The sequence below is a fragment of the Methylobacterium sp. NMS14P genome (assembly GCF_028583545.1).
In the GTDB taxonomy this organism is placed as follows: domain Bacteria; phylum Pseudomonadota; class Alphaproteobacteria; order Rhizobiales; family Beijerinckiaceae; genus Methylobacterium.
The window spans coordinates 2,688,817-2,705,000 of the sequence record NZ_CP087106.1 but is presented as its reverse complement, the minus strand read 5'-3'; the positions used below and the strand labels follow the sequence as shown (position 1 = coordinate 2,705,000).

13 protein-coding genes (1 of these 13 running past the window's edge) are annotated in these 16,184 nt (G+C 73.4%); 8 read left to right on the top strand and 5 right to left on the bottom strand.

Annotated elements, in window-relative coordinates:
• The 3 genes from LOK46_RS12850 to LOK46_RS12840 form a co-directional block, all read left to right on the top strand.
• Positions 1-1,161 carry the 3' portion of an autotransporter assembly complex protein TamA gene (locus LOK46_RS12850; protein ID WP_273564587.1) on the top strand. Its footprint begins 798 nt before the window's first position, so 1,161 of the gene's 1,959 nt are visible here — the last part of the coding sequence; its start codon lies beyond the left edge, outside the window; the stop codon is at positions 1,159-1,161.
• On the top strand, positions 1,162-5,517 hold the full coding sequence (locus LOK46_RS12845; RefSeq protein ID WP_273564111.1) for a translocation/assembly module TamB domain-containing protein: 4,356 nt from the start codon (positions 1,162-1,164) through the stop codon (positions 5,515-5,517).
• Positions 5,518-5,649: 132 nt separating this feature from the next.
• Complete coding sequence (locus tag LOK46_RS12840) at positions 5,650-5,967, top strand: HPr family phosphocarrier protein (RefSeq protein ID WP_273564110.1); 318 nt, start codon at positions 5,650-5,652, stop codon at positions 5,965-5,967.
• A gap of 3 nt (positions 5,968-5,970) precedes the next feature.
• Here LOK46_RS12840 and LOK46_RS12835 read toward each other — a convergent pair whose 3' ends face one another.
• The 4 genes from LOK46_RS12835 to LOK46_RS12820 form a co-directional block, all read right to left on the bottom strand.
• A complete protein-coding gene (locus tag LOK46_RS12835; RefSeq protein ID WP_273564109.1) occupies positions 5,971-6,690 on the bottom strand; it encodes an endonuclease III domain-containing protein in 720 nt (239 codons plus the stop codon).
• 62 nt (positions 6,691-6,752) lie between these two features.
• Complete coding sequence (locus tag LOK46_RS12830) at positions 6,753-7,616, bottom strand: hypothetical protein (RefSeq protein ID WP_273564108.1); 864 nt, start codon at positions 7,614-7,616, stop codon at positions 6,753-6,755.
• Between the two features lie 104 nt (positions 7,617-7,720).
• Positions 7,721-8,815, bottom strand: a complete 1,095-nt coding sequence (locus LOK46_RS12825; RefSeq protein WP_273564107.1) for a CobW family GTP-binding protein — start codon at positions 8,813-8,815, stop codon at positions 7,721-7,723.
• A gap of 78 nt (positions 8,816-8,893) precedes the next feature.
• On the bottom strand, positions 8,894-10,411 hold the full coding sequence (locus tag LOK46_RS12820) for a D-alanyl-D-alanine carboxypeptidase family protein (RefSeq protein WP_273564106.1): 1,518 nt from the start codon (positions 10,409-10,411) through the stop codon (positions 8,894-8,896).
• 268 nt (positions 10,412-10,679) lie between these two features.
• Here LOK46_RS12820 and queE point away from each other — a divergent pair, with 268 nt between their 5' ends.
• On the top strand, positions 10,680-11,312 hold the full coding sequence (queE, locus tag LOK46_RS12815) for a 7-carboxy-7-deazaguanine synthase (RefSeq protein ID WP_273564586.1): 633 nt from the start codon (positions 10,680-10,682) through the stop codon (positions 11,310-11,312).
• Between the two features lie 279 nt (positions 11,313-11,591).
• Here queE and LOK46_RS12810 read toward each other — a convergent pair whose 3' ends face one another.
• A complete protein-coding gene (locus LOK46_RS12810; protein WP_273564105.1) occupies positions 11,592-12,503 on the bottom strand; it encodes a DUF6925 family protein in 912 nt (303 codons plus the stop codon).
• A 175-nt stretch (positions 12,504-12,678) separates the two neighbouring features.
• Here LOK46_RS12810 and rfbC point away from each other — a divergent pair, with 175 nt between their 5' ends.
• The 4 genes from rfbC (at position 12,679) to rfbA (ending at position 16,174) form a co-directional block, all read left to right on the top strand.
• Positions 12,679-13,230 (top strand): dTDP-4-dehydrorhamnose 3,5-epimerase, encoded by a 552-nt coding sequence (rfbC, locus tag LOK46_RS12805; protein WP_273564104.1) that lies wholly within the window; start codon positions 12,679-12,681, stop codon positions 13,228-13,230.
• A 93-nt stretch (positions 13,231-13,323) separates the two neighbouring features.
• On the top strand, positions 13,324-14,373 hold the full coding sequence (rfbB, locus tag LOK46_RS12800; protein ID WP_273564103.1) for a dTDP-glucose 4,6-dehydratase: 1,050 nt from the start codon (positions 13,324-13,326) through the stop codon (positions 14,371-14,373).
• Positions 14,373-15,278 carry a dTDP-4-dehydrorhamnose reductase gene (gene rfbD, locus LOK46_RS12795; RefSeq protein WP_273564102.1) on the top strand — a complete coding sequence of 302 codons (906 nt, stop codon included), beginning with the start codon at positions 14,373-14,375 and terminating at the stop codon, positions 15,276-15,278. The genes rfbB and rfbD overlap by 1 nt, the downstream gene beginning before the upstream one ends.
• Positions 15,275-16,174 (top strand): glucose-1-phosphate thymidylyltransferase RfbA, encoded by a 900-nt coding sequence (gene rfbA, locus LOK46_RS12790; protein ID WP_273564101.1) that lies wholly within the window; start codon positions 15,275-15,277, stop codon positions 16,172-16,174. Before rfbD ends, rfbA begins: the two co-directional genes overlap by 4 nt.
• Positions 16,175-16,184: the final 10 nt, after the last annotated feature.

Genomic DNA, 16,184 nt, shown 5'->3' with positions numbered 1-16,184 from the left:
TACTCGCCCCAGGCGGTGGCGGCGATCCGCCGGTCGGTGGCGCGGATCGAGGGGATCGGCGGCGTGCGGGTCCGAGAGGGGACGACCCTCGACGCCGACGGGAACCTGCCGCTGTTCGTCGCGGTCACCGAGCGCGAGCGCAACCTCGTGGGCGTCTCGGCGCGCTACTCCACCGTCGACGGGCCGGGGGTGCGGGCCTACTACGCCAACCGCAACCTGTTCGGCGGCGGCGAATCTTTCCGGGTGGACGCCGACATCTACTATCTGGGTCTCGGCAACGACCCGTTCGCCAACCAGCGCAAGCTCGCGGGGATCGGCACCAACGGCCTCGGCGGACGCCTCTCGGCGACCTACGTCCAGCCCGCCCTTTGGGGGACACGCAACGATTTCCTGGCGAACGCCTTCATCACCCGCGAGGTGCAGCAGAGCTACTTCGTGGACGGGGGCGGCGTCTCGGGGGCGATCCGCCACCGGTTCTCGGACACGTTCTCGGCGCAGATCGGGCTCGACGCGCAGGCGGGCCGGTCGAAGGATGCCCTCGGCACGGTCAATTACCGGCTGATCGGCGTGCCCGCCTCGGTCACCTACGATTCCACCGACAGCCTCCTCGACCCGACCCGGGGCGTCCGGGCCATCGCGTCGCTGGCGGTCTATCCCGGCGCGATCTCCTCGCCCGGCATCGTCGTGGCCAAGGCGCAGGGCTCCACCTACTACGCCCTGGACGACGAGGCCCGCGTGATCCTGGCCGGCCGCGTCGGCTTCGGCTCGGTCTCGGGCGCGCCGCTGGGGGAGATCCCCGACAATTTCAGGTTCTTCGCGGGCGGCGGCGGCTCGGTGCGGGGCTACCCGTACCGGACCCTCGGGCCGATCGGTCCCTTCAACCTGCCGATCGGCGGCCGCAGCCTGCTCGAGGCCTCGATCGAGGCGCGCATCAAGGTCACCGACACGATCGGCGTGGTGCCGTTCTTCGACGCCGGCACCGCCTTCGCCTCGGCGACGCCGGATTTCGACGAGAAGATCCGCAAATCCGTGGGCATCGGCCTGCGCTACTACACCGGCATCGGCCCGATCCGCGCGGACGTCGCCTTCCCGCTCGACCCCTACAAGGGCGGACACGTGCGTCCCGCCGTCCTGTATCTCAGCCTGGGGCAGGCGTTCTGAATGGTGTTCCGAACCGGACTCACGAAGCGCGCCGCGCACAAGCCCGCCCGCCACGGTCGGTGGGAGCTGGCGCTCGTCCTGATCTGCCTCGCGCTGCTGCTGCCCTATACCCTCGCGGTGACCCGCGCCGACGACGGCGACAAGTCCGTGCTGGGCGGCCTCCTGTCCCGCGCCCTCTCGACGCCCTCGTCGCGGGTGGCGATCGGCGCGATCGACGGCGCCCTGTCCTCGGACGCGACCATCCGGGACGTGGCGATCAGCGACCGCGACGGCGTCTGGCTGAAGCTCGACCGGGCCCGCATCGTCTGGCGACGGCTGGCCCTCCTGTCGGGACGGCTCGAGGTCGACAGCCTCGAGATCGGGCATCTCGACGTCCTGCGCCGGCCGATCCCCAGCCCACCGCCGCCGGAGGCCAAGCCCGACGGGCGCCTCCTCCCGGACCTGCCCGTCAAGGTCGAGATCAAGGGGTTCAAGCTGGCCGAACTGACGCTGGGCGAGGCGGTGGCCGGGCAGCCGGCGCGGCTGTCGGCCGAGGGCAGGGCGAAGCTCGGCGCGGCCAGCGAGGGGCTCGACCTGCAGGCCCGGGCGCAGCGCCTCGACGCGCCGGGCCGCTTCCTGCTGTCGCTGCTGTTCGTGCCGGACGGCGAGCGGCTGGAGCTGAAGGCGAACCTCGTCGAGCCGGCGGGCGGCCTGCTCTCGAAGGCCGCGAACCTGCCCGGCACCCCGCCGATCGACTTCGCGCTCGACGGAACGGGCACACTGGACGCCTGGGGCGCCAAGCTGGACTTCACGGCGGGTCCCGACATCGGCGCCAAGGGCGGGGCGAAGATCTCCCGGATCGGGGCCGAGCGACGGCTCGCCCTCGACCTCGCGGCGCGGATCGAGGGGCTGATGCCCGGCCCGGCCGCGGCGGTCTTCGCCGGCACCACCAAGCTCGACGGCGGCCTCGCCTTCGCGGATAGCGGCGCGTTCCGGATCGACCGCCTGGACCTGACTTCCCGCACGGCGCGCCTGACGGCCGGCGGCAGCCTGACCCGCGACCGGGTCGCCGACCTGACGCTGCAGGCGCGCGCCCTGCCGACGGAGGGCGACGTCACCCGGGCCGGCGAGGCCGAGATCGGCAAGCTCGTCTTCGACGGCAGCCTCAAGGGACCGCTGGCGGCACCGACTGTCCGAGGGCGCCTCGACGCGGCCGCCCTCCGCAGCCGCGAGTCCAGCCTGGACCGGATCGACGCCAGCCTCGCCGTTGACCCGCAGGGCGACCCGTCGGCGCAGCGCTTCGCCATCGCGGCGGACGGCCGGGTCGACGGGCTGAAGCTCGCCGACCCGGCCCTGCGCCGAGCGATCGGCAGCCGGGCCACCGTCACGCTCCGGGCCTCGACCGGTGCCGACGGCGTGCTCGACGTCGCGGCGCTCAAGCTCGACTCCGACACGGCGCGGGCCGCCTATGCCGGCCGGGTCGGCCAGAACACCCTGACCGGCACCGTCGACGCGGCGCTGCCGGACCTCTCCGTCTTCTCGGGCCTCGCGGGCCAGGGCCTCGCCGGCAGCCTCGACGCCAAGGCGCGGCTCAGCGGCGATCCGGCGCGCAAGGCTGTTGCCGCCGACCTCGCCGTGACGACGAGCGGCCTCGTCACCGGGATCCGGGCGGCCGACCGCACCCTCGGCCGCGCGCCCGGCCTCCAGGGGCGCGTCTCCCAGACCTACGACGGGTACGGCTTCGACCATCTGCGCCTGGAAGGCGCCGGCGTCACCGCGACCCTGCAGGGCGAGGCGACGGCGTCCCGCGCGGACGTCACCGGACGGATCGATCTCAAGAGCCTCGCGGATCTCGACGGGCGCCTCACCGGCAGGGCCGGGGTCGACGCGCGCCTGACCGGATCTCTGGAGCATCCGGACGTGAGTGCGACCCTGACGGCGCCGTCCGCCACGGCGGCCGGCAAGCCGATCCGGGATCTCCGCGTCGAGGCGGTCCTGCGGGACGCGCTCCTCGCGCCGGATGGCACGGTCCGGCTCGGCGGCGACGTCGGCGGCAAGCCGCTGACCGGCGGCGCGCACCTCGCGCGCGTCGGCGGGGACTGGGTCCTCGACCGGCTCGGCCTCGATCTCGGCTCGGTGTCCGTTGTCGGCCAGGCGACGATCGCGGCCGAGACGTGGCTGTCGGCCGGCGCGCTCACCGTGCGGGCCGGCGACCTGACGGACATCGCGCCCCTGGTCCCGGAACCGGTCGCGGGCCGCCTCGACGCCGCGCTGACCCTCGCCCGCGACGGCGGGCGCCAGGACGTGACCCTCCGCGCCACCGGGGCCGGTCTCCGCTACGGCGAGACCGCCCTCGCGCGGCTCGACGCGGACCTCACGGGCCGCGACCTGCGCGCCCACCCGGTCCTCGACGGGCGCGTCGAGGCCGACCGGCTCGTGGCCGCCGGCCAGCAGGTCGACACGATCCGACTCGCCGCGAACGGCACCCCCGCGTTCAGCGACGTGAGCCTCAACGCGAAGGCGCGCGGGTTCACTCTCGACGGTGCCGCGCGCGTCGTCCCGGCCGCGGACACGCGGATCGAGATCCAGCACCTGTCGGCGGCGCGCGGCAACGACCGCTTTGCCCTCACCGGGCCGGCGTCGATCACCCTCCGGGACGGCGGCGCGGTGATCGACGGCCTGTCGATCGCGGCGGGGTCAGGCCGCATCACGGTCGCGGGCCGCGCCGGGCGGGATCTCGACCTCAAGGTGGCGATCCGGTCCCTGCCCCTGTCGCTCGCCCGGATCGCCGCGCCGAGCCTCGCCCTCTCGGGGACCCTGGACGGCGAGGCGGATCTCCGCGGCCCCGCGACGCGTCCGGAGGGGCGCTACGCGGTCAGCGTCTCCAAGCTGGTCGCCCCGGAGACGCGGCAGGCCGGGCTGCCAGCGATCGACGCGACCGCGAAGGGCACGCTGTCGGACGGGCAGGCGAGCCTGGACGGCCGGGTGACGGCCGGGCGCGGCGTCGCCCTGACGGTCTCCGGGTCGCTGCCCGTGGAAGCCGGGGGACCGCTGGACCTGCGCGCGCGCGGGACGCTGGATGCCGCACTCGCCAATTCCCTGCTGAGCGTCGGCGGCCAGAGCGTCACCGGCAAGGTCGCCATCGACGGCGGCGTCACCGGCACACTGGCGGCGCCGCGGGCCCAGGGCGCGGCGGTCCTGAGCGGCGGCAGCTTCACCGATCCGCTGAACGGGCTCCGCTTCACCGGGATCGAGGGTCGGGTCACCGGCCGCGGTGACAGCGTCGTGGTCGAGCGCCTGACCGCCACCGCCCGCAACGGCGGCCAGGTCTCCGTCACCGGCCGCGTCTCCCTCGCGCCCGACTTCCCGGGCAACTTCCACGTCGTCGCCGACAAGGCCGAACTCGTGTCGAGTCCGCTGATGACGGCCGTGTCGAGCCTCGACATCACGTTGGCCGGCCCGCTGGCGCGGACGCCGCGGATCGCCGGCCGGGTGAACGTCGTGTCGATCGACGTCGCGGTGCCGGACCGGCTGCCGGCCACCATCCGGCCGCTGCCGGGCGTCCGGCACGTCAACACGCCGCCGGCCGTGAGGGCGCGCCTCGCGCAGCGGGCGGAGCGGAAGGCCGCGACCCGTCCCGGGCGGCGGGGCGGGAAGCCGGCTGTCCCGTTCGACGCCACCCTCGACGTGACGATCGACGCCCCGAGCCACATCTTCGTGCGCGGGCGGGGCATCGACGCCGAACTCGGCGGCGCGCTGCGCGTCACCGGCACCTCCGCGTCGCCCAACGCCAACGGGGCCTTCTCGCTGCGGCGCGGACAGTTCGAGCTCGTCGGCCAGCGCCTGGATTTCAGCCGCGGCCGGCTGACCTTCGCCGGCAGCCTGACCACGCCCGAACTCGATTTCGTTGCCGAGACCAAGGCCACCGACGTGACCGCCCGCATCGCCGTCTCGGGCTTCGCGGACGCGCCGCAATTCTCCCTGACCTCGGATCCGGTCCTGCCGCAGGACGAGATCCTGTCGCGGATCCTGTTCAAGAAGGCGTCGGCCGGCCTGTCGCCGTTCCAGGCGCTGCAGCTCGCCCAGGCGGTCGCCCAGCTCTCGGGGGGCGCCGCCGGTCCCGACGTGTTCGAGCAGGCACGCAAGAGCCTCGGCCTCGACAGCCTCGACGTCTCCACCGGCGCGAGCGGTGGGCCGGCGATCGGCGCCTCGCGCTACATCTCGGATCGGGTCAGCGTCGGCGTGAAGGCCGGGGCGAAGCCGGCCGACACCGCCGTCGGGGTCGACTTCGACGTCACGCGGCGGATCAAGCTGAAGGGCGAGGCCGGGAGCGACGGCCGCACCAGCCTCGGCGTCGGCGCCGAGTACGAGTGGTAGCCGGCGCGGGGTCACACAGCCGCCCGTTCGACCGCGCCCTGGGTGCTGCGGGATCGACACGCCCGGTCAATGGTTTAGGTTCGACGCAGGCGGCCGCCAGGGCTGCCATTCGGGCGGGAAACATCACGGGCGATGGACGAGCTTTTCGAGACCGATGACGATCCGCCGGTTCCGGAGGGCGGCCTTCTCCGCAAGCTCCCGATCATCAACAGGCGGGGCCTCCATGCCCGCGCCTCCGCGAAGTTCGTGCAGACCGTGGAGCGCTACGACGCCGCAGTGACGGTCACCCGGGCCGGCGAGACGGTCGGCGGGCGCTCGATCATGGGCCTGCTGACGCTCGGGGCCGCCATGGGCACGCAGATCGCCGTCACCGCCGTCGGCCCAGACGCGGCGAGCTGCCTCGACGCCATCGAGGCCCTGCTGGCCAACCGCTTCGGCGAGGACGAGTAGCGTCTAGACTGTCGCCTTGCTCGGCCACGCGCACAGGTCCGAGACCGGGCATCGGGGGCAGTCGGGCTTCCGGGCCGTGCAGATGTCCCGCCCGTGTCGGAACAGCCAGACATGGGCGTTGTCCTTGAAGGCGTCGGGCACGATTCGGGCGAGACCGTCGGCCACCGCGTCGACCGTCGGGCCCTGGACGAGGGGGATCCGGTTCGAGATCCGGAAGATGTGGGTATCGACCGCGATCACCGGCTCGTGGAAGGCGAAGTTCGCCGTGACCTCGGCGCTCTTGCGGCCGATCCCCGGCAGGCGGCGCATCTCCGCGGCGCTGCGCGGGACAGTGCCGCCGTACTCCGCGACCAGGACCGCCGACAACCTGACGATGTTGCGCGCCTTGGAGGGCCCGAGCCCGACCGGCCGGACGATCTCCGTGATCCGCGCCTCTCCCAGCGCCGCCATGCCGGCGGGATCGCGGGCCTGGGCGAACAGCGCCTCCGCGATCCGCGAGACGGTCGGGCCGGTGGACTGAGCCGAGAGCAGCACGGTCACGAGCAGCCGGAACGGGTCGGTGCGGTCGAATCCGGCCTTCGGATCCGGGTCCCTCTCGGCGAGGCGCGCGAGGATCGCCGCCGCCCGGTCCGCGTCGGACGGCCCGCGCGGCCGCGGCGCCGCCCGTGCGGCCACCTTCCGGCGCGGAGCGGGTCGAACGCCGTGGGGCAGGTCGCGGGTCATGGAGGCGAGCTAGGGTCGGCCGCCCCGGTCGACAGGCGTCCCGGACGCGGCGGATTGACCGCTCAGGCCCGGGCGCGGCGCCAGGGCACCGCGTGGGCGCCGGCGCACAGGTGGAGCGTCCCGGCGACCACCGCGCCGGCCCGGCGCCGGAACTCGACCCGCAGCGCGCCGCGGCGGGCGAACAGCCGGGTGACGACGCGGACCAGCGACGCCTCGGCGGGGTCGGCTATGATCGGCCGCGCGGCGGTGCGGGCATCGAGGGCGAGGAAGGTCTCGACAGCGTCGCGGACCGCCGCCGGCTCGGTGACGGCGAGCATCTCGGTCTCCGCCGGCTCCCAGCCCTCGGAACGCACGCCGATCAGGTTTTCGGCCGGGATCGGCCGGGCCCCCGCCGGGCGGCTGGCCGCCAGGACGGGGCGCCGCGGCTCCGGATCCGGGGCCGGCGCGGATCGGCCGACCAGACGGAGAGGGCGGCGCAGCGCCCCGAGGCGCTCCCGCAGCGCCCGGTCGACGGCCTCCGCGGCCGCGCGCTCCACGAGAGCGGCCGCGTCGGGCTCGGCGGGCTGCCAGGGCCGAGCGCGGCTGCCCCAGACCGATTGCGGCATCGCCAGCGGGACGACCCCGCGCAGGGTCTCGGGACCGTCGCCAGCGTCGCGGCTCCAGGCGAGGGCGACGGCGACCGGACCGCCGGCCGGGCGGTGCTGGGCGAGCGGGAGGAGGTGGTCCGGGTCGCGCAGCGGGTCGGCGACCGCGTTGCGCACCAGCATGGCCCGCCACGCGGCAACGGAGGCCGCGTCGACCGCACCGGGTCGCTGCAGATCGACCCGCCAGGTCGCGGCCTCGGCGCCGGAGCCGGCCTCAGGGGCCGGCACGAGCTCCGGTCGCTCGGACAGGCCGCCCTGTATCACGGTGAAGCGTCGCACCATCCGCGTGTCCTGCCTCTCGACGATCCGTCCCGATCCGGGACGATCCGGCGCCTCCGGGGCGCCCTTCGCGTCGAGGGCTTCAAGGACGGTGCCGACCGCCGGCGTCAGAAGCCGGGGATCGCCAGCGGGTTGTCGGTGAGGGCGGCGGCATCCGGCGCGTCGACCCGGGGGCGGCCGAGAAACGCGTCCCAGAGCTGGCGCACGAAGGCCGGATCGAGGTCGCGCAGGATCAGCACGAGCCGTGACGTGTGGTCGGGATCCGGCCAGGCCGGCAGGGTGACCGGCGCGTGGAACACGTGCTGGACGCCGTGGACGACGAGGGGACGCTCGGGATCGTCGGCGAGGGCGACGAGGCCCTTGAGCCGGAGCAGCTTCGGCCCGTGGCCGGAGCGCAGGAGATCCATGAACATCTCGAAGGCGGGGCGCGGGACGGGCGCCGCGCTGGTCAGGCAGACCGCCTGGATCGACGCGTCGTGGCGGTTCACGTCGGCGTGGCGGTGATCCGCCTGCTCCAGCGCCGCGTCGCCGAGCCACGCGCGCACGTCGGCGGTCTTGCCGTCGAGGCCGAACAGGCCGCCGAGGAGCGTCTCCGAGGGGGCGTCCGGCGCGACGATCGGGGCGGCCGGGTTGAGCGCAGCGAGGCGCGCGCGGATCCCCGAGAGGTCGCCCGCGAGGTCGGCCTTGGTCAGCACGATCCGGTCGGCGATCGCGGCCTGCCGCAGGGCTTCCGGATGGGCGTCGAGGGTCGCGGCGCCGGTGAGCGCGTCCACCACCGTCACCACGGCCTGGAGGCGGTACCGCAGCACGAGGTAGGGGTGGTAGATCAGCGCGTGCAGGATCGGCGCCGGATCGGCGAGGCCCGTCGTCTCGATCACGACCCGCCGGAACGGCCGGATCCGGCCGTTGTCGCGCTTGCGCAGCAGATCCTCGAGGGTGGCGATCAGGTCGCCCCGCACCGTGCAGCACAGGCAGCCGGCGCCGAGCAGGATCATGTCCTCGTCGACGGTCTCGATCAGCAGGTGGTCCAGGCCGATCTCGCCGAACTCGTTGACGATCACCACCGTGTCGGCGAGCGCGGGATCGCGCAGCAGCCGGTTCAGCAGGGTGGTCTTGCCGGCTCCGAGGAAGCCGGTGAGCACGGTCAGCGGGATCGGCTCCGGGCGGCGCGGGTCCGGAGCGGGGGCGGCGGTCTCTGACATGGGCGACGGCATGGGCGACGAAGTGGGGTGTGGCGGCCTCCGCGGCAACGCGGCGGCCGGCCGGGCACCCGCGCGGGCCTACTCGTCGGCCGCCGCCTTCTTGGCGGCCGGCTTCCTGGCCGGAGCCTTCGCGGCCGCCTTGTCGGACTTCGTCTCGGCCTTGGCGGGCGCCGGCTTGTGGGCGGCCGCCTTCGGCGCCGGCTTGGTCAGGCCCTTCCCGGGCTTGGCCTCCGGCATCCCCGGCGTGACGTCCGACGTGTAGGCGCTGGCGTTCCGCGGCACGCCGTGGCCCGGCTTCGCGGCGACCTTCGGGGCGGATCTGGCGGCGGCTTTCGCGGCCTCGGCCCGCTCAAGACGCGCCGCGCGCGCCTGCTTGGCCGCCTCCGCGGCCGCCATGCGCTTGGCCTTGGCGGCCTCGAGCTTGGCGGCGCGGGTGTTGGCGGCGGCGGCCTTCTGCTCGGCCTCCTGGGCCTCGAGGATCTGCTGGCCCTCGGCCGGGTTGCGACCGACCCAGACGGCGATCGGCTGGAGCGGCGCCCGCGGCGGCAGGGACCGCGCCCGCAGGGCCGGGTTGGAGAACGCCGCCAGCGCCAGCGCCGGCGAGTTCGCCGCCGAGCCGCCGATCAGCTGCGCGGCCGAGCCGGGAGCGCTCAGCGCGCCGGGGCCGTCCTCGATGGCGGGGGGCTTCTTGCCGCCGCACACGAAGGGACGCATGTCCGGGGGCGCCGGGATTGCGGAGGCCGGCAGCGCGTCGAGGGTCGGGCTGGTCCAGCCGGCGCTCTGGCCGAAGGCGTAGTCGAACAGGTCGGCGGTCTTCACGTCGCGCTCGCGCGGGGTCGGCTGCCCCATCACGATGGTGACGATCCGCCGGCCGTTGCGCGTGGCGGTCGCCACGACGTTGAAGCCGCCCGAGCAGATGAAGCCCGTCTTCATCCCGTCCGTGCCGGGATAGCGCCCCAGCAGGCCGTTGTGGTTCGCCATGACGGCGCGGCCGAACTGGATCGCCGAGATCGAGAACAGGTCGTGGGAATCCGGGAAGTCGCGGATCAGCGCCCGGGCGAGGACCGCCATGTCGCGGGCGGAGGTCCACTGGCGCGGGTCGGGCAGGCCGTTGGGATTGTACCAGCGGCTGTCGTGCATGCCGATCCGCTGCGCGGTCTCGTTCATCAGCGCGGCGAAGTTCTCGACGGATCCGCCGAGCGACTCGCCGATCGCGTAGGCGACGTCGTTCGCCGACTTGACCATGATGATCTTCAAGGCGTTGTCGAGGGTGAGCTGCGTCCCCGGCTTGAACCCCATCTTCGAGGGCGGCTCGGCGGCGGCGGCGGCCGAGATGGTGATCATCGAGTCGAGCGAGACCTTGCCCTGCCGGACGAGGTCCAGGGCGACGTAGGTCGTCATCAGCTTCGTGATCGAGGCCGGGTACCAGGGATCGGTCGGCGCCTGCGCGTAGATGACCTTGCCGGAATCCACGTCGGCCACGAGGATCGGCACCGTCACGGCGTTCGCGGCGCCGATCCCGACCAGGCCCGCCCCGAGCAGACCCGTCAGCGCCGCAAGCCCGACGGTGAGGCGTCGGTGGAGAGAAGAGGACATTCGAGCCCGACTCGTCAGAGGATCGCCTGGATCGACGCCCTGGGGCGTCGGATTTCCGGCCGGCCAGCCGGAGAGCGGCGCAACCCGGTCGGCCGAAGGCGGTCGCCGGACTGCATCTCGGCATGAACGAGCCTACCGTGGCAAGAGCAAGGCGAGATCGTATCGCGGGTCTGCACGGCGCGGTTGTCGGTGGCCCGCGGGAGCGGCACGGCTTATGTGCAGGCCGAGCGCGCGGGCCGGATCGCGCGCGGCGGTGACTGGGACGGTTGTGGCTTACGCGGTCAAGGAGATCTTCCACACGCTCCAGGGGGAGGGCGCGCAGGCGGGCCGTGCCGCCGTGTTCTGCCGCTTCGCCGGATGCAACCTCTGGTCCGGGCGCGAGGCCGATCGCGCCGCCGCGGCCTGCCGGTTCTGCGACACCGACTTCGTCGGGATGGACGGGGAGGGCGGCGGGCGCTTCGCGGACGCGGCCTCCCTCGCCGGCGCGATCGCCGCCACCTGGGCCGGGGGCGCCGAGAACCGCTACGTCGTCTTCACCGGCGGCGAGCCGCTGCTGCAGCTCGACACGCCGCTGATCGAGGCCGTTCACGCGGCCGGTTTCGAGATCGCGATCGAGACCAACGGCACGCTGCCGGCGCCTCCGGGGATCGACTGGATCTGCGTCAGCCCCAAGGGGAGCAACGCCCTCGCGCAGGTCTCCGGCCACGAGCTGAAGCTCGTCTACCCGCAGGCGGACGCCGATCCCGCGGCATTCGTGGGCCTCGCCTTCCAACACCGCTTCCTCCAGCCCATGGACGGGCCTGACCGGGTCGCCAGCACCGAGGCGGCGATCGCCTATTGTCGGCGGGACGCCCGCTGGCGGCTCTCGCTGCAGACCCACAAGATGATCGGCATTCCCTGAGGGGCTCGTGTCCGGTCCCGCGATCGGGTTCGGACGAAGTGATCGCCGAGCCGGTGCCGCACGAGGCGCCGGTCCCCTCTCCCGTGCGGGAGAGGAACAGGGTGAGGGATCAGGTCCGTCCGAAAAAGGCGCGAGCTGACGGAGCTTCGAGGGCGTGCGACCCGGACGCGTCTCGTCCCTCACCCCAACCCTCTCCCGCACGGGAGAGGGGGCATGGCGCGGCTGTCTCGACCGGGATGTCCGGCCCTCCGAACCGGTGCGACGCGCTCGGAAACGGCCCTAGCCGCCGCTGGCCCTCAGCTGCGCGCGCGCCGCGCGGATCGCCAAGCGCGCGTACCGCCCGCCCGCGCGGGACGGATCGGGATCCTGGCCGTCCAGCACAGCGCGGCGCAGGGCCACCAACTCGGGATCGCCCCATCGGTCGAGGACACGCCCGAACGCCGCGTGGCGCCCGGCGTCGAAAGGGGTCGGCCGCCCGGCCCCGTCACGCGCGGGATGGGCCGGGTGCAGCGTCCCGCAGGGCACCCAGCCCCGCGGGATCGGCGCGGTGGCCGCGTGCGTCCGTCCGAGTCGCAGGATCTGCGGCAGGACGTGGGTCCGCGGCACAGGCCCCGCGGCCGCCCGATCGGCCTCCGGGGCGAAGACCTCGACGCGACCGATGCGGGTGACGACGACCTGGTCCAGACCCGAGACGAGAGCGGGCGGCATCGCCCCGTCGCCGGTCGCGAGGAGCGGTCGGCCCGCCGCGGCGCGCAACCTGCCGATCCGCTCGGGGTCGGCGGTCCGCAGGCAGGCATCCGCGGCGCGCAGCCCGAGGCCGAGGTCGAACACGAGCGCGGCGCGGTCCTCCGTTCGGACCGCCGCCACGTCGGGGCCCAGCTCGGTCAGAACGGTGCGCCGGCCCATCGCGCAGGCGGCCTCGGGAAGGCAGAGCGCGACCGCCTGGCTCCAGCCGCCATCGAAGCCGGTCTCGTAGGCGAACGGCCGGAGATCCGGATGCGCCCGGATCGCGAGCGCGCCGCGGAGCGTGACGAGGCCGGTCGCGCCGTCCCCGAGGGGCCACGCCGGCTCGTCGGGTTCCCGCGCGAACGCGGCGCCGGCTCCGTAGGCGCCGAGGCTCCACGTGCAGGCCGGATCGGCCAGCTGGACGCACAGCAGGCCGTCCACCGCGGGTCCGGCTCCGCCCGTCATCGGCCCCTCTCGTGCACGCCACCGCAGCCGGCACGCCTTGACACGGACAGCGAATGACCGGAAGTCGCGGGGCATCACCGAGGTTGTGGTCGGCGAGGCGGGCGCGCGACCCGGAACGACCGACGCGGAGACGTCCGCTGGACCTCGCGACGGGATCCGCAAGAAGGGCGCTGGCATGGACGTCATCGAGACCGAGATCCCGGACGTGAAGCGCATCGTCCTGAAGCGCTTCGGCGACGCGCGGGGCTGGTTCTCGGAGACCTTCCGGGCCGACACCCTGGCGCGGGCCGGCATCACCACGCCGTTCGTGCAGGACAACCAGTCCTTCTCGGCCCCGCAGGGGACGGTCCGCGGCCTGCACTTCCAGATCGCCCCCCGCGCGCAGGCCAAGCTGATCCGCGTGCTGCAGGGCGCGATCGTCGACGTCGCGGTCGACATCCGCACCGACTCGCCGACCTACGGGAAGTACGTCGCCGTCACCCTCGACGCCGAGAACGGCGAGCAGCTCTACATCCCGCACGGCTTCGCGCACGGCTTCTGCACCCTGACCCCCGACGTCATGGTCGCCTACAAGGTCGACGACTACTACAGCCCGGAGCACGACCGCGCGCTGTTTTGGAATGATCCGGCGATCGGGATCCCGTGGCCGATCTCGGCCGAGGCCGCGATCCTGTCCGACAAGGATCGCCGGGCGCCGAAGCTCGCGGATCTCGGCCGCGTCTTCTGAAGAGCGCGGCCCGGCCGCAATTTTGTCACGACGGCCGGTCTTAGGCTGCCCCGACTTTCTCAGTTCTCGTTCGATCCGAAGAGGTAACCCACCATGCGCATCCTGGTGACCGGAGGCTGCGGCTTCATCGGCTCGGCGCTGGTGCTGCACCTCGTCAACGATCTCGGCCACGACGTCTGCACCCTCGACGCGATGACCTACGCGGCCAACCCGGTCTCGCTGGCGCCGCTCGCCGACAACCCGCGCCATCGCCTGGTCGAGGCCGATATCTGCGACCGCGCCGCCGTGCAGAAGGCCTACGCGGACTTCAAGCCCGAGGCGGTGATGCATCTGGCCGCCGAGAGCCACGTCGACCGCTCGATCACCGATCCGGGCGCCTTCGTGCGCACCAACGTGATCGGCACGCAGACCATGCTGGACGGCGCCCGCGGCCATTACGAGGCCTTGCCGGAGGCCGGGAAGAAGACCTTCCGCTTCCTCCACGTCTCCACCGACGAGGTCTACGGCTCGCTGCCGCCGGACGCGTTCTTCACGGAGGAGAGCCGCTACGATCCGCGCTCGCCCTACTCGGCCTCGAAGGCGGCCTCCGACCACCTCGCCCGCGCCTGGCACGAGACCTACGGCCTGCCGGTCCTGGTGACCAACTGCTCGAACAATTACGGGCCGCGTCACTTCCCCGAGAAGCTGATCCCGCTGATGATCCTCAACGCCCTCGAGGGCAAGAAGCTGCCCGTCTACGGCGACGGCCTGAACGAGCGCGACTGGATCCACGTGGAGGACCACGCCAAGGGCCTCGTGGCCGTGCTGGAGCGTGGCCGGATCGGCGAGACCTACCTGCTCGGCGGCCGCGCGGTGCGCAACAACCTCGCGGTGGTCAAGGCGCTGTGCGCGGCCTTCGACCGGCTGCGCCCGCAGGGCGCCCCGCACGAGCAGCTGATCAGCTTCGTGGCCGACCGTCCGGGCCATGACCGGCGCTACGCGATCGACTGCACCAAGGCCGAGAGCGAGCTCGGCTGGCGCCCGCAGAAGACCTTCGAGCAGGCGCTGGAGGAGACCGTGACCTGGTACCTCGGCAACGAGGGCTGGTGGCGCCCGATCCGCGAGGGCCGCTACAAGGGCGAGCGCCTGGGGCTCAACGGCTGATGGACGTCCTCGTCCTCGGCGGCGCCGGGCAGGTCGGCACCGAGCTGCAGGCCCTGGCTTGGCCGGACGGCGTCACCGTCCACGCGCCGGGCCGCGCGGAACTCGACATCACCGACGCGGACGCCGTCGCGGCGGCGCTCGCCGCCCGCGCCTACGGGGCGGTGATCAACACCGCCGCCTACACGGCCGTCGACAAGGCCGAGTCCGACGTCGTGGCGGCGTGGCGCCTCAACGCCCTCGCCCCGGCGATCCTGGCGGCCGCCACGGCGGCGCGCTCCATCCCGCTGGTGCACGTCTCGACCGACTACGTCTTCGCCGGGACGAAGCCCGACGGGGCCTACCCGCCCGACGCGCCGATCGACCCGCAGAGCGTCTACGGCGCCAGCAAGGCCGCCGGCGAGCTGGCGGTGCGCACCGGCAACCCGCGCCACGCCATCGTGCGGACCGCCTGGGTGGTGAGCCCGCACCGGGGCAACTTCGTCAAGACGATGCTCCGGCTCTCGGCCGAGCGCGACGCCCTGACCGTGGTGAACGACCAGCACGGCTGCCCGACCTCGGCCGCCGACCTCGCCGCCGCCCTCGCGACGATCGCGCGAGCCATGGCCGCGGATCCGGACGCGCCCGCCGGCACGTTCCACTGCGTGAACCGGGGCGACACCACGTGGTGCGGCTTCGCCGAGGCGATCGTGGCGGGCTCGGCCCGGCGCGGCGGGCGCTCCGTGCCGGTCAAGGGCATCCCGACCTCCGTCTACCCGACACCGGCCCGGCGGCCGGCCAATTCGCGCCTGTCCACCGACAGCCTCACGGCCGCCTACGGCATCGCGCCGCGGCCCTGGGAGGCGGCGCTCGACGACATCCTGGATCGGCTCGTCGGGCCGGTCTCAGAGGGAGTTTCCAAGCCATGAAGGGCATCGTTCTGGCCGGCGGATCCGGCACGCGCCTGCACCCGGCCACGCTGTCGATCAACAAGCAGCTCCTGCCGGTCTACGACAAGCCGATGATCTACTACCCGGTCTCGGTGCTGATGCTGGCCGGCATCCGCGAGATCCTGATCATCTCGTCGCCGGAGCACCTCGACAACTACAAGCGCCTGTTCGGCACCGGCGAGCAGTTCGGCCTGAAGTTCTCCTACGCCCTCCAGCCGCGGCCGGAGGGCCTCGCCCAGGCCTTCGTGATCGGGCGCGACTTCGTGGGCGACGACGACGTGGCGCTGATCCTCGGCGACAACCTGTTCTTCGGCGCCGGCATGGGCGAGCTCCTGGAGCGCGCGTCGAGCCGCAAACAGGGCGCGACCGTCTTCGCCTACCATGTCGACAACCCCCAGGCCTACGGCGTGGTCAACCTCGACAAGTCGGGACGGCCGACGAAGATCGTCGAGAAGCCGCAGACCCCGGAATCGACCTGGGCGGTGACCGGCCTGTACTTCTACGACAACCAGGTGCTCGACATCGCCGCCGACGTGAGGCCCTCGGCCCGCGGCGAGCTGGAGATCACCAGCGTCAACGAGGCCTACCTGCAGCGCGGTCAGCTGCACGTGGAGCGCATGTCCCGCGGCTACGCGTGGCTGGACACCGGGACCCACGACAGCCTGCTGGAGGCGAGCGAGTTCGTCCGCACCCTGCAGAACCGGCAGGGTCTTCAGGTGGCCTGCCTGGAGGAGATCGCCTACCTGCAGAAGTTCATCACCCGCGACCAGCTGGTGGCCCGCGGCGAGATGTTCGCCAAGACCAATTACGGGCAGAACCTGCTGCGGCTCTCCCGCGAGAGCGAGGAAGATCTCCGCCTGCGTCGCGGCAAGTAGCGCCGTCGGC